General features: G+C 71.2%; 7 protein-coding genes. 3 read left to right on the top strand and 4 right to left on the bottom strand.

The features are described from left to right. Nucleotides 1-42: 42 nt before the first annotated feature. The 3 genes from HUT19_RS22460 to mshD all read right to left on the bottom strand — a co-directional run bounded on the left by HUT19_RS22460 (nt 43) and on the right by mshD (nt 5,132). Nucleotides 43-1,659, bottom strand: a complete 1,617-nt coding sequence (locus HUT19_RS22460) for a CHAD domain-containing protein (RefSeq protein WP_368661701.1) — start codon at nt 1,657-1,659, stop codon at nt 43-45. After that, nucleotides 1,643-3,886, bottom strand: a complete 2,244-nt coding sequence (locus HUT19_RS22455; protein ID WP_217712276.1) for an RNA degradosome polyphosphate kinase — start codon at nt 3,884-3,886, stop codon at nt 1,643-1,645. Before HUT19_RS22455 ends, HUT19_RS22460 begins: the two co-directional genes overlap by 17 nt. A gap of 313 nt (nt 3,887-4,199) precedes the next feature. Continuing rightward, entirely contained in the window at nt 4,200-5,132 is a 933-nt protein-coding gene (mshD, locus tag HUT19_RS22450) for a mycothiol synthase (RefSeq protein ID WP_176182192.1), read from the bottom strand. 234 nt (nt 5,133-5,366) lie between these two features. Between mshD and HUT19_RS22445 the strand changes: the two genes are divergently transcribed. The 3 genes from HUT19_RS22445 (at nt 5,367) to HUT19_RS22435 (ending at nt 10,370) form a co-directional block, all read left to right on the top strand. Next, nucleotides 5,367-7,184, top strand: coding sequence for a bifunctional UDP-sugar hydrolase/5'-nucleotidase (locus tag HUT19_RS22445; RefSeq protein WP_176182191.1), 1,818 nt, complete (start codon nt 5,367-5,369; stop codon nt 7,182-7,184). A 105-nt stretch (nt 7,185-7,289) separates the two neighbouring features. Then, nucleotides 7,290-7,685: a GntR family transcriptional regulator gene (locus HUT19_RS22440; protein WP_176182190.1), complete on the top strand. Its 396-nt coding sequence runs from the start codon at nt 7,290-7,292 to the stop codon at nt 7,683-7,685. 165 nt (nt 7,686-7,850) lie between these two features. Further along, nucleotides 7,851-10,370: an NACHT domain-containing NTPase gene (locus HUT19_RS22435; protein WP_176182189.1), complete on the top strand. Its 2,520-nt coding sequence runs from the start codon at nt 7,851-7,853 to the stop codon at nt 10,368-10,370. A gap of 145 nt (nt 10,371-10,515) precedes the next feature. Here HUT19_RS22435 and HUT19_RS22430 read toward each other — a convergent pair whose 3' ends face one another. Further along, a complete protein-coding gene (locus HUT19_RS22430; protein WP_009716899.1) occupies nt 10,516-13,038 on the bottom strand; it encodes an ATP-dependent Clp protease ATP-binding subunit in 2,523 nt (840 codons plus the stop codon). Nucleotides 13,039-13,137 lie beyond the last annotated feature (99 nt).

Here is a 13,137-nt window from a genome sequence, read left to right as displayed (position 1 = left end):
CTGATGTCCGCCCGTGTGGTCTTCAGGTCGCTCTGGTGGTCTTCAGGTCGCTCTGGTCGCGATGCGCCGCCAGATCCGGCCGAACGCGAAGCGGGCCGCCTCCACCTCATGGCGCTGATCGGCGTGGAGCACACCGAGCGCGTACGCCGTGGCCGGGGCGATCCGCGGGGTGCGGGCCGCGGCCGCCGCGGCGGCCGCGGCCTCGGACGCGTCGCGGTGGCGCTCCAGCGCCTGGGCGGCGGCCAGCAGCCGTACGGACTGCGGGGGCTCCACCGGGCCGTTCACCGGGCCGTTCACCGCCCCGGCCCCGTGCCCCTCGTCCGCAGCCCTGGGCACCGTCGGCGCCTCCGCCATCTCCAACACCTCCAGTGCGTAGCGGCGCATGCGCAGCAGATGGCGCACCTGGTGCCAGGGCGCGTCCTGCTGTTCGCTGGCGGGCGGGGCGTCGGCGGCGGGGGTCGCGGCGAGCCCGTGGATCAGGGCCTCGGCGTTGTACGGATGTTCGGCGCGGCCCAGTGGCAGTACGTCGACCGCCTCGACCAGCCGCCGGTACGCCGTCTCGGCGAGCGGGATCAGCACCTGCTCGGCGGGGCGCTGGGCGGCGGGCTCCTCGAGCGGCACCTCGGAGGCGAGCAGCGCCACGGTGTCGGCGACCGCGTGGAAGCGGGAGGAGCCGAGCGCCTGGAGGGCGGCGGTGTGGGCGCGGGTCCGGGCCAGGGTGAGCTGGCGCTCCAGCAAGGCCCCGGCGCGGGCTGCCCCCACGGTCAGCCCGGCGCCCCGGCCCCCGTCCGCACCACCGGCCCGCTGGGGGGCGGTGGCCGGATGTCCTGTCGCGTCCGGTCCGTCGGCGTGCTGACCGGTGCGCTGATCCACTCGCTGGTCGGCTCGCTGGTCGGCTCGCGGGTCGGCTCGCTGGTCGGCCGCCCGTTTCCCGGACCGTTTGCCGCCGGCCGGCGCGGAGGTCTCCTCGGCCCCGTGCGCCGCCTCCGCCGGGTCCGCGCCGTCCACGGGGGCCCTGCGCGGGGCGGGCGGGGCGGGCGCCGGGTCCGGGGTGCCGGTGGCGAGGGAGACGCTGCGGCGGGCGGCCCGTGCGGGCCGGGCCGGGGCGGCCGCGCTCCCGCCGCCTCCCGCCGTCTCGCCCGCCGCCGCCCCCACGGCCGCGGCCTCCTCCGCCGCGGGCCGGTCCGGCGGCCCGCCGGTACCGGAGAGGCGGTGGAGGGCGTCACGCAGCCGGGACAGCCGCTCGGTGTACGCGTGCTCCAGGGCCAGCGTGCCCGACAGCCAGGCCAGCTCGGCGCGGAGCTCATCGGACCAGGCGGTGTCGGTGAGCGGGCGGTAGACGGACAGCGCGCCGCTGATCCGGCGGGCGGCCCGGCGCAGCAGCCGGGCGGCCTCCGCGGACTCCTCGGCGTCGGAGCCGCTCTCGCGGTGCAGCCGCAGACTCCGCAGGAAGTCTCCGGCCTGCGCGTTCAGATAGGACGCGAGCACGTCCCCGGCCGTGGGCGGGGACGCGGCAGGGGCCGGGTCCGCGATGCGCTCCGCCGTGCCGTACCCCCCGGGCCCCCCAGGGCCGCCCGGACCGGCGCCACGGGGCGGGGTGCCGGGCGGCTGACCGGTACCCGTCATCCCGACCAGCGGCAGGTCATGTCGTTGAACCACGCCGTCGCCTCCGGGCGTCTATGAGCATTTCCTGTACGTTCCGCAGCGGCTGTCCGTCCGGGTCCGTGGCGTGCCGCGTCCACTCGCCGTCCGGGCCCAGGTGCCAGGAGGCGGTGGTGTCGGACATACCGCTCTCCAGCAGGCGGTTGAGCGCCGCGCGGTGAGCGGGGTCGGTGACCCGCACCAGCGCCTCTATCCGGCGGTCCAGATTCCGGTGCATCATGTCGGCGCTGCCGAGCCACACCTCGGGCTCACCGCCGTTCCCGAACGCGAAGACGCGCGAATGCTCCAGGAAGCGCCCCAGGATGGAGCGGACCCGGATGTTCTCCGAGAGCCCGGGAACGCCCGGCCGCAGCGCACAGATGCCGCGCACCCAGACGTCGACCGGCACTCCGGCCCGCGCCGCCCCGTAGAGGGCGTCGATCACGGCCTCGTCGACCATCGAGTTGACCTTGATCCGCACCGAGGCGGGGCGGCCCGCCCGGTGGTGGGTGATCTCCTTGTTGATGCGGGTGACCAGCCCGTCGCGCAGTGACTTGGGCGCGACCAGCAGCCGCCGGTAGGTCTCCCGGCGGGAGTAGCCGCTCAACCGGTTGAACAGGTCGGACAGATCCGCGCCGACCTTGGGGTCGGCCGTGAGCAGCCCCAGGTCCTCGTAGAGCCGTGCCGTCTTGGGGTGGTAGTTGCCGGTACCGACGTGGGAGTAGCGGCGCAGGGTGTCGCCCTCCTGGCGGACCACCAGCGACAGCTTGCAGTGGGTCTTCAGCCCCACCAGGCCGTAGACCACATGGCAGCCGGCCTCCTCCAGCTTGCGCGCCCACTTGATGTTGGCCTGCTCGTCGAACCGGGCCTTGATCTCGACCAGCACCAGCACCTGCTTGCCGGACTCGGCGGCGTCGATGAGCGCGTCGACGATCGGCGACTTGCCCGAGGTGCGGTAGAGCGTCTGCTTGATCGCGAGCACGTCCGGATCGGCCGCGGCCTGCTCCAGGAACGCCTGCACGGAGGTGGAGAAGGAGTCGTACGGGTGGTGCAGCAGGACGTCCCGCTCGCGCAGCGCGGCGAAGATGTCGGGGGCCGAGGCGGACTCCACCTCGGCCAGGTCGCGATGGGTGCCCGCCACGAACTTGGCGTACTTCAGCTCCGGCCGGTCCAGCGCCGCTATCCCGAAGAGCCCGGTGAGGTCGAGCGGGCCGGGCAGCGGGTAGACCTCCGCGTCGGAGATCTTCAGCTCGCGCACCAGCAGGTCCAGGACGTACGGGTCGATGGACTCCTCGACCTCCAGCCGCACCGGGGGCCCGAAGCGGCGGCGCAGCAGCTCCTTCTCCAGGGCCTGGAGCAGGTTCTCCGTGTCGTCCTCCTCGACCTCCAGGTCCTCGTTGCGGGTCACCCGGAACATATGGTGCGCGAGCACCTCCATCCCCGGGAACAGCTCCTCCAGATGCGCCGCTATGACGTCCTCCAGCGGCACATAGCGCTGCGGCGACGCCTCCAGGAACCGGGAGAGCAGCGGCGGAACCTTCACCCGTGCGAAGTGGTCATGGCCGCTCACCGGGTTGCGCACCACGACGGCGAGGTTGAGCGAGAGCCCCGAGATGTACGGGAAGGGGTGCGCCGGGTCCACGGCCAGCGGAGTCAGCACGGGGAAGATCTGCTGCCGGAAGAGGGTGAAGAGGCGGGACTGCTCCTTCTCGGTGAGATCCGGCCAGCGGATCAGATGGATGCCCTCCTCGGCCAGCGCCGGGGCGACGTCCTGCTGGTAGCAGGCGGCGTGCCGGGCCATGAGTTCCCGGGACCGGGTCCAGATCTGCTCCAGCACCTCACGGGGCTGGAGCCCGGAGGCGGAGCGGGTGGCCACACCGGTGGCGATGCGCCGCTTCAGACCCGCGACCCGGACCATGAAGAACTCGTCCAGGTTGCCGGCGAAGATCGCGAGGAAGTTGGCCCGCTCCAGCAGCGGGGTCGCGGGGTCCTCGGCGAGCTCCAGCACCCGCTCGTTGAACCCCAGCCAGCTGCGCTCACGGTCCAGGAACCGCCCCTGGGGCAGTTCGCCGTTCTCCGCGTCCGGACCGGAGCCCTCCTCGTAGATGTCCGGATCGGCGTCGAGGTCGGGGTCGAGCGACCGCACCGGCGGAACGGCGACGGCATGCGGCCTGTGCGCCGCGATCGAACCGACCGAGGGCTGGGGCTGCGGGTGGACCGGTGCCTGACCGCTGGAGTGGCTCATGACCTCATTGTTCCGCGCCGGGACGGAAGACGGCGTGGCGGAAGCGTGTGCGACGGCGGCACGGAGTCTCCGGTTCGACGGATTCGGCACAGCGGACTGCATTCAGTGATGCTTGCAACCGAGATTGAATCGTCGGTAACGAAGACATGGCGCGTAGGAAATCGGGACCCGACCCGCAGGCGTTCCGTCCCGGCCCCGGGTCCCGGCCCCAGGTCCCGGCCCCGGCTCCGGCCCGCCGCGGCCCGGACCCTACCCCGGTCCCGGCTTCCGTAAAGCCCAGGGCCCGGCCCAGGGCCCGGCTCCCGTCTCGGGCTCAGGTCTCCGTGCGGTACATCAGGTCCGTCTCGTGCGTGACGAAGCCCAGCCGGTCGTAGACGGAGACGGCCGCGAGGTTGTCCGCGTCCACGTACAGCATCGCGGTCGGCAGCCCCTGCGCGGCCAGGTGGCGCAGGCCGATCGCGGTCAGCGCCCGGCCGAGGCCGCCGCCCTGGGCGTCCGGCCGCACGCCCACCACGTACACCTCGCCCAGCCGCTCCTCGCCGTGCACCTTGGTCCAGTGGAAGCCGACGATCTCGCCCGCGCGCTCGGCGAGGAAGAAGCCTTGCGGGTCGAACCAGACCTCCCCCATGCGGTCGTCCAGATCACGCTGGGTGAGTGAGCCCTGCTCGGGGTGGTGGGCGAAGGCCGCGGCGTTGGCCGCCAGCCAGGCGGCGTCGTCCTCACCGGGCCTGAAGGTCCGTACGGTGATCCCCTCCGGCAGCGCGGGCTCGTCGATGCCCAGCTCCGCGGGCGATCCCAGGGGCCGCCGCATCTGACGCAGCTCGCGGAACAGGGTCAGCCCCAGTACCTGGGCGAGATGGCGGGCGGAGGCATGGCCGCCGTGCGCCCACACCCGCAGCCGCTTGCCGGACTCCTTCAGCAGGGTCACCCCCAGCGCCCGGCCGTGCCCCTGGCCGCGGTGGGCCGGGTGGACGACCAGTTCGGCGGCCGGGGCCTCCACCGGATCGGTGTCCTCCAGCTGTGCGTAGCCGACCAGCTCCCCGCTCGGCTCGCGCAGCACCAGATGCCGTACCCCCGGTCGCTGCCCCCGCAGTTGCAGCCGCCCCTGCTCGGACACCGCCTGCTGACCGTCGGTGCGCGCGGATTCCGCGATCAGGCGCAGCACATCCTGGACCACAGCGGGCGTGAGCTCCTCGAGGACCTCGATACGCCGGGCGCCGGCCGTCTCGTTCACCACGTCATTCATGGTGCCGAGCCTACGACTCGGCCGCGGCGCACCGGCGTTCCCCGGCAGGGGACATTTCCCCCCAATGGGCCAACCAGCGGGTGACGGCCGGCCGCCGGCAACCAGCTCGTAACCTCATCCCCCTGCCTCGCTACGCGCGTTGACCGTATGCTTCGGCCCACCGAGCACCACGGGCACATCCGCTCGAACGCACCTGACCACGGATTCGGACCACCACGGGCAAAAGGGGACGACATGGCAGCGAGACCTCAACGGCGCGGAGCGGCCCGCCGGTTGGCCACGGGGGTCGCGGTCCTCGCGGCCACCGCCGGTGTCCTGTCCGCCGCGGACCCCGCGGGCGCGGACACCACGGCCGCGCCGGGGCACCGGCCGGACCGCACCGTCGACGTACAGCTGCTCTCCTTCAACGACCTGCACGGCAACCTGGAACCGCCGCAGGGCTCCTCGGGCAACGTCACCGAGACCCAGGCGGACGGCACCACCAAGTCCGTCCCGGCGGGCGGTGTCGAATACCTCGCCACCTCCCTGCGCAAGGCCCGCGCGGGCCATCCGTACTCGGTCACCGCGGCCGGTGGCGACATGATCGGCGCCAGCCCGCTGCTGTCCGGTCTCTTCCACGACGAGCCGACCATCGAGGCGCTCAACACGCTGGATCTGGACGTCACCTCGGTCGGCAACCACGAGTTCGACGAGGGCCGCGCCGAGCTGACGCGGATGCAGAAGGGCGGCTGCCACCCCAAGGACGGCTGCTACGAGAAGGGCAAGAAGTTCCAGGGCGCCGACTTCCCGTACCTCGCGGCCAACGTCACCGACGAGAAGACCGGCAAGCCGCTGCTCAAGCCCTACACGGTCTGGAAGCACAAGGGCGTGAAGATCGGCTTCATCGGCGTCACGCTGGAGGGCACGCCGGACGTCGTCACCGCCGACGGCGTCAAGGGACTGACGTTCCACGACGAGGTCAAGACGGTCAACAAGTACGCCAGGGAGCTGTACCGCAAGGGCGTGAAGTCGATCGTCGCGCTCATCCACGAGGGCGGGATGCCCGCCTCCTCCTCGTACAACTACGACTGCGACAGCCCGGGTGCGGGCGACGGGGTCTCCGGTCCGATCGTCGACATCGCCAAGCACCTCAGCCCGAAGGTCGACGCCCTGGTCACCGGCCACACCCACCAGGCGTACGCGTGCACCATCCCGGACCCGTCCGGCACCCCGCGCACGGTGACCTCGGCCGCCTCCTTCGGACGGCTCTACACGGACACCACGCTCACTTACGACCGCCGCACCGGCGACATCGTCCGGACGTCCGTGAAGGGCGCCGACTCGGCCAACCACGTCGTCAACCGTGAGCAGCCCAAGGCCCCGGACATGACCTCGCTGATCGGGCGCTGGAACAAGCTGGCCGCACCGATCGCGAACAAGCCGGTCGGCTATGTCTCCGCGGAGATCCCCGGACGCGGCTCCACCGCCTACGAGACCCCGCTCGGCGATGTCATCACCGACGGCCAGCTGGAGGCGCTCTCCCCCGCCGACAAGGGCGGTGCGCAGCTCACGCTGATGAACCCGGGCGGTATCCGCTCCGACCTCGCGTACAAGGCGTCGGGCAGTGAGGGGGACGGGGTCGTCACCTATGGCGAGGCGTTCACCGTGCAGCCCTTCACCAACATGATGAACGTGCTCGACCTGACCGGCGCCCAGCTGATCACCGCGCTCCAGCAGCAGGTCAGCGGGGCCAATGAGAACAGCCCGAAGATCCTCCAGGTGTCCAAGGGCTTTACCTACACCCTGGACCTCACCAAGTCCGGCAAGGACCGGATCGACACCGGCTCGGTGAAGCTGAACGGTGAGCCGATCGACCCCGCCAAGACCTACCGCGTGGCGATGAACGAGTTCCTCGCGGGCGGCGGCGACGGCTTCCCGGTCTTCAAGGAGGGCAGGAACAAGCTGGTCGGCGCCTCCGACCTGGAGGCGTTCACCGCCTACCTGGGCGCCCACTCCTCGGCGTCCTCCCCGCTGGCCCCGCCGGCCGCGGACCGCATCACCGTCAAGAATTGACCCCGGCGCGACGGCCCGGCCCCCCGGAGGACGGGGGCCGGGCCGTCGCCGTCTCCCGTCCCGCTTCTCGGTCCCCGTCTCCGACGGCGTCGATAGATTCGCCGTATGGAGCACATGCGCAGGACGCTGCGGTCCGACGACGTCGAGGCAAGGATCCGCGACGACATCGACGCGGGGACGTACCGGCCGGGCGACCGGCTGCCCGCCCCCGAGGAACTCGCCACCGAGCTGCGGAAGCTCACCAAGGCGGTGGACTCCGCCTACCGGCGGCTCGTCGAGGACGGAGTACTGGTGGAGGGGCTGCTCGAACCCGGCTTCTTCGTCGCCGATCCCGCGACCGACCCCACCGTGCGCACCCTCCTCCAAGCGGTGCGCGGCACCCAACTCCGGCTGGAGCGGCTCGAACAGCGGCTCGCTGAGCTCACCGAGCGGGTGGCCTCCGTGGAGCGCGGACTGCGGTCGGCCCGCCGTGAAGGCGGCGGCTACGACCAGCAGTTCTGACCACGGCCTCACCCCTTGGGCCACCGGTGAAACCCCCGTACAGGCGCACACACCCGTCCGCCCATGCCTCCGCCCGCCCCGTGAACCCCCCGCGCCGGACCCCCGGCCCGTCCTACCCTGGAGGCTTCGAAACGGCCGACACCGCCACGGGGGGACCGGGGCCCTATGGATCCCGCAGCGAACAGCGTCCGGCTCGCGCCGGACGTCGTCGTACCGCTGATCACACGACTCTTCGCGGCCGAGGGGCCCGGTGCGCCACCGGCCGACCGGCCGGTGCGGATATCCGCCCTGGTCGCCTTCCAGGGCGACCGGCGGACCCTCACCGAGCGCGATCTCACCCGGATCGCCGCCGCGCTGGTCGCCGAGGCACTCCGGGAAGCCGCTCCCGCCGGGGCACGGGTGGGCCACGGCGGTGAGGCGGAGCGGGCCGTCACCGACGCGCTCGCCCGCAGCCTGCACGCGCTCGGCACCGTCGACATGGACGACGTACGGGCGGTGCGGCTCGGACCCGAGGCGTTCGCCCGGCATCTGGCGGTCGCCGCGCCGGACGCCGACCGCGAACTGCCGCCCGGCGCCGCCCGGCTGCACACCGCCGTACTGCACGCGGTCTGCGACCAGATCCTGCGCTTCCTCGTCCGGCGGTCGGCGTTCGTCGCCCGCGGCCTCGCCGAGCGGGCGGCCGACACGGACGCCGCGTTCGAGGAGATCTACGCCCGCGCGATCATCGCGAGCCACGACCATCTGACGATCTACGGCATCGATCTGGCCCACTCCCCCGACACCTGGCCCCTGGACACCGCTTACCTCAGTCTGGAGACCGAGACCGACGCGGGTCCCACCGCCCCCGCGGAGCAGGCACTCGCCGGGAGCGACCGGGTGTTGCTGTGGGGTGTGGCGGGCTCGGGCAAGACCACGCTGGTGCAGTGGCTGGCGGTCTCCGTGGCCCGTGGACGGCTGCCCGGCCAGCTGGCCCGGCTGCGCGGCCGGGTGCCGTTCGTACTGCCGGTGCGGCGGTTCCGGCACGGCGGCTTCCCCCCGCCCGACCGCTTTCTGTCCGCCGTCCGCCACCCCCAGGCCGACGCCCAGCCCGACGGATGGGCCGAGCGGGTGCTGTCCGCGGGTCGCGGGCTGCTGCTGGTGGACGGCATCGACGAGGCGCCCGAGGGCGACCGTGAACAGCTGCGGGAGGCGCTGCGCGAACTTCCGGCACGCTATCCGGGGAACGTCTGGCTGGTCACTTCCCGCCCCTCCGCCGTCCGCGAGAACTGGCTGTCCTCCGAGCGCTTCGCGGAACTGAAGCTGGCCCCGCTCAGCCGCGAGGGGGTCACCGCCTTCATTCAGCGCTGGCACGCCGCGGCGCGCGAGGACGGCACCGATCTGGACCGGCTGGGCTCCTACGAGGAAACGCTGCTGGACGCCGTGCGGATAACGCGTGAACTGGGACGGCTGGCCACCAATCCGCTGATGTGCGGACTGATCTGCGCCCTGCACCGGGACCGCCGCGGCTATCTGCCGCGCGGCCGCAAAGCCCTCTATGACGCGGCCCTTTCCATGCTGCTGGAACGCCGTGACCGCGAGCGCGCCATGGTGCCGCCCGATGGAATCGACCTCCCGCAGGAACCGAAGATCAGGCTGCTCCAGAAGCTGGCGCACTGGATGCTGGTCAACGGACGGTCCGAAATGGACCGGACAGTGGCCCTCGAGACCTTCGCCCAGCACCTTCCGTCCATTCCCCATGCCTCGCGGCAGGGCGGACCGGAGGAGATCTACCGGCATCTGCTCCACCGCACCGGACTATTGCGTGAGCCCACCCCGGGGTCGGTCGATTTCGTCCACCGCACCTTCCAGGACTATCTGAGCGCGAGAGCGGTGGTGGAACGACACGATTTCGACTTCCTCATCGACCACGCCCACCTGGACGACTGGGAAGAAGTGATCAGAATGTCGGTCGCTCTCGCCCGCCCCGATGAATGCGCTTACCTCCTGGAAGGACTGCTGGCCGCCCGAAAGGGCACCCGCCCGGTCCATGCCCGCCATCGCAAACTCCTGGCGGCCGCGTGTCTGGAACACGCGACGGAGCTGGACCCCGCGGTGCGTTCCCGGGTGCACCGCTATACCCGGGATCTGGTCCGGCCGACCTCCCTGGAGGCGGCCCGGGCGCTGGGCTGGATCGGCCCTATCGCACTGGAAATGCTGCCCGATCCCACCGGCGTATCCGATGAGGAGGCCCATCGTCTGGCCGTCACCGCCAGCTCGATAGCCGACGACCGCGCCATCGACTATCTGGCCCGGCTGCGGGACCGTACGTCCTGGGCGGTGCGCTCACAGCTCGCACGGGCCTGGCGGCGCTATGACACCGACCGCTACGCGGAGGAAATCATCGCGCATCTCGATGAACGCGAACTCGACTTTCCGGTGTCCGACGCGGCCGAGCTCGGCGCGCTGCGCAGACTCGGCGGCCGCCCCTGTGTCCAGATCGCCGGGGCCTTCACCCCGGAGCAGCTCACCGAGGGCCTGGTCGCCGAGCGGCTGACCGAGCTGTGGCTCTCCTACGACCTGGGGGACGGCCTGGACCTGAGCTGGCTGTCCGCCTTCCCCCGGCTGCACACCCTGCGGCTGAGCCCCCGCAACGCGGAGGTCACCGGGGTGCCCGAGGGCGTCCAGGTCATAGTGACGGGCAGCTGAGGGCCCCGGGCAGCCCGTACGGGCGCCTGAGTGCCCGTACGGGCACCGGAACGGGCGGAACGAGCAAAGGGGCCGTGGCACCGTCCTGGACGGTGCCACGGCCCCTTTGCGAGCCCTGGAAAGGGATCTCAGGTGCCTGGAGCGCTTACGCGTCCTTGCTCAGGTTCGGGCCTCCGCCGGCGGCGGACTCGATCGGCGGGGTGTCGGGCAGCGCCGACTTCTCCTCGCCACGGAAGGTGAACTTCTTCTCCTCACCCTCGCCCTCGGTGTCCACGACCACGATGTGGCCCGGACGCAGCTCGCCGAAGAGGATCTTCTCCGACAGCACGTCCTCGATCTCGCGCTGGATGGTCCGGCGCAGCGGCCGGGCGCCCAGAACGGGGTCGTACCCGCGCTTGGCCAGCAGCTTCTTGGCGACGCCGCTGAGCTCGATGCCCATGTCGCGGTCCTTGAGCCGCTCGTCCACCTTGGTGATCATGAGGTCGACGATCTGGATGATGTCTTCCTCGGTGAGCTGGTGGAAGACGACCGTGTCATCGACACGGTTCAGGAACTCGGGCCGGAAGTGCTGCTTCAGCTCCTCGTTGACCTTGTTCTTCATCCGCTCGTAGCCGGTCTTCACATCGCCCTGGGCGGCGAAGCCCAGGTTGAAGCCCTTGGAGATGTCCCGGGTGCCGAGGTTGGTGGTCATGATGATCACCGTGTTCTTGAAGTCCACGACCCGGCCCTGGGAGTCGGTCAGCCGACCGTCCTCCAGGATCTGGAGCAGCGAGTTGAAGATGTCCGGGTGGGCCTTCTCGACCTCGTCGAAGAGGACCACGGAGAACGGCTTGCGGCGCACCTTCTCGGTGAGCTGGCCGCCCTCCTCGTAGCCCACGTATCCGGGCGGGGAGCCGAAGAGCCGCGAGACGGTGTGCTTCTCGCTGAACTCCGACATGTCGAGCGAGATCATCGCGTCCTCGTCGCCGAAGAGGAACTCGGCGAGGGTCTTGCTGAGCTCGGTCTTACCGACACCGGACGGGCCCGCGAAGATGAAGGAGCCGCCGGGGCGCTTGGGGTCCTTGAGGCCCGCACGCGTACGCCGGATGGCCTGGGAGAGCGCCTTGATGGCGTCCTTCTGGCCGATGACGCGCTTGTGCAGCTCGTCCTCCATGCGCAGCAGCCGGGAGGACTCCTCCTCGGTGAGCTTGAAGACCGGGATGCCGGTGGCCGTGGCCAGGACCTCGGCGATCAGCTCCTCGTCGACCTCGGCGACGACGTCCATGTCGCCGGCCTTCCACTCCTTCTCCCGCTTCGCCTTCGCGGCCAGGAGCTGCTTCTCCTTGTCGCGCAGGCCCGCGGCCATCTCGAAGTCCTGCGAGTCGATCGCGGACTCCTTCTCCCGGCGCACATCGGCGATCTTCTCGTCGAATTCGCGCAGGTCCGGCGGTGCGGTCATCCGGCGGATCCGCATCCGGGAACCGGCCTCGTCGATCAGGTCGATCGCCTTGTCCGGCAGGAAGCGGTCCGAGATGTAGCGGTCGGCCAGGGTGGCGGCGGCGACCAGGGCCGAGTCCGTGATCGAGACGCGGTGGTGCGCCTCGTAGCGGTCCCGCAGGCCCTTGAGGATCTCGATGGTGTGCGGCAGCGACGGCTCGGCGACCTGGATGGGCTGGAAGCGCCGCTCCAGGGCGGCGTCCTTCTCCAGGTACTTGCGGTACTCATCGAGCGTGGTCGCGCCGATGGTCTGGAGCTCACCGCGGGCCAGCATCGGCTTGAGGATGCTGGCGGCGTCGATCGCGCCCTCGGCGGCACCCGCACCCACCAGGGTGTGGAGCTCGTCGATGAACAGGATGATGTCGCCGCGGGTGCGGATCTCCTTGAGCACCTTCTTCAGGCGCTCCTCGAAGTCACCGCGGTAGCGGGAGCCGGCGACCAGGGCACCCAGGTCGAGGGTGTAGAGGTGCTTGTCCTTGAGGGTCTCGGGCACCTCGCCCTTGACGATGGCCTGGGCCAGGCCCTCGACGACCGCCGTCTTGCCGACGCCGGGCTCGCCGATGAGGACCGGGTTGTTCTTGGTGCGGCGCGAGAGCACCTGCATGACCCGCTCGATCTCCTTCTCGCGCCCGATGACCGGGTCGAGCTTGGATTCGCGGGCGGCCTGCGTGAGGTTGCGGCCGAACTGGTCCAGGACGAGCGAGGTGGAGGGAGTGCCCTCCGCCGGGCCGCCCGCGGTGGCGGCCTCCTTGCCCTGGTAGCCGGAGAGCAGCTGGATGACCTGCTGCCGCACCCGGTTCAGATCGGCGCCCAGCTTCACGAGGACCTGGGCGGCGACGCCCTCGCCCTCGCGGATCAGGCCGAGCAGGATGTGCTCCGTGCCGATGTAGTTGTGGCCGAGCTGAAGGGCCTCGCGGAGCGACAGCTCCAGGACCTTCTTGGCACGGGGGGTGAAGGGGATGTGACCGGACGGGGCCTGCTGCCCCTGGCCGATGATCTCCTCCACCTGCTGGCGGACCGCCTCGAGCGAAATCCCGAGGCTCTCCAGGGCCTTAGCGGCGACACCCTCACCCTCGTGGATCAGGCCCAGGAGGATGTGTTCGGTGCCGATGTAGTTGTGGTTGAGCATCCGGGCTTCTTCCTGAGCCAGGACGACAACCCGCCGCGCGCGGTCGGTGAACCTCTCGAACATCGTTAATCGCTCCTCAGAGCGGTCAGAAAGATCGGGGACGATCCCCTCCCTGTCCTTCCGCATGCTAGTCCCGCAACCCGGGACAGCTCATTCCAACTG

Origin of the sequence: Streptomyces sp. NA02950, assembly GCF_013364155.1 — a bacterium.
Classification (GTDB): Bacteria; Actinomycetota; Actinomycetes; order Streptomycetales; family Streptomycetaceae; genus Streptomyces.
The sequence above is the reverse complement of the archived record's forward strand: the minus strand, read 5'-3'. Positions and strand labels throughout refer to the sequence as shown.

Excerpts from the sequence above, each read along its gene's own strand:
- HUT19_RS22455 (WP_217712276.1), bottom strand. The coding sequence starts at position 3,886 with ATGAGCCACTCCAGCGGTCAGGCACCGGTCCACCCGCAGCCCCAGCCC.
- mshD (WP_176182192.1), bottom strand. The coding sequence starts at position 5,132 with ATGAATGACGTGGTGAACGAGACGGCCGGCGCCCGGCGTATCGAGGTC.
- HUT19_RS22445 (WP_176182191.1), top strand. The coding sequence starts at position 5,367 with ATGGCAGCGAGACCTCAACGGCGCGGAGCGGCCCGCCGGTTGGCCACG.
- HUT19_RS22440 (WP_176182190.1), top strand. The coding sequence starts at position 7,290 with ATGGAGCACATGCGCAGGACGCTGCGGTCCGACGACGTCGAGGCAAGG.
- HUT19_RS22435 (WP_176182189.1), top strand. The coding sequence starts at position 7,851 with ATGGATCCCGCAGCGAACAGCGTCCGGCTCGCGCCGGACGTCGTCGTA.
- HUT19_RS22430 (WP_009716899.1), bottom strand. The coding sequence starts at position 13,038 with ATGTTCGAGAGGTTCACCGACCGCGCGCGGCGGGTTGTCGTCCTGGCT.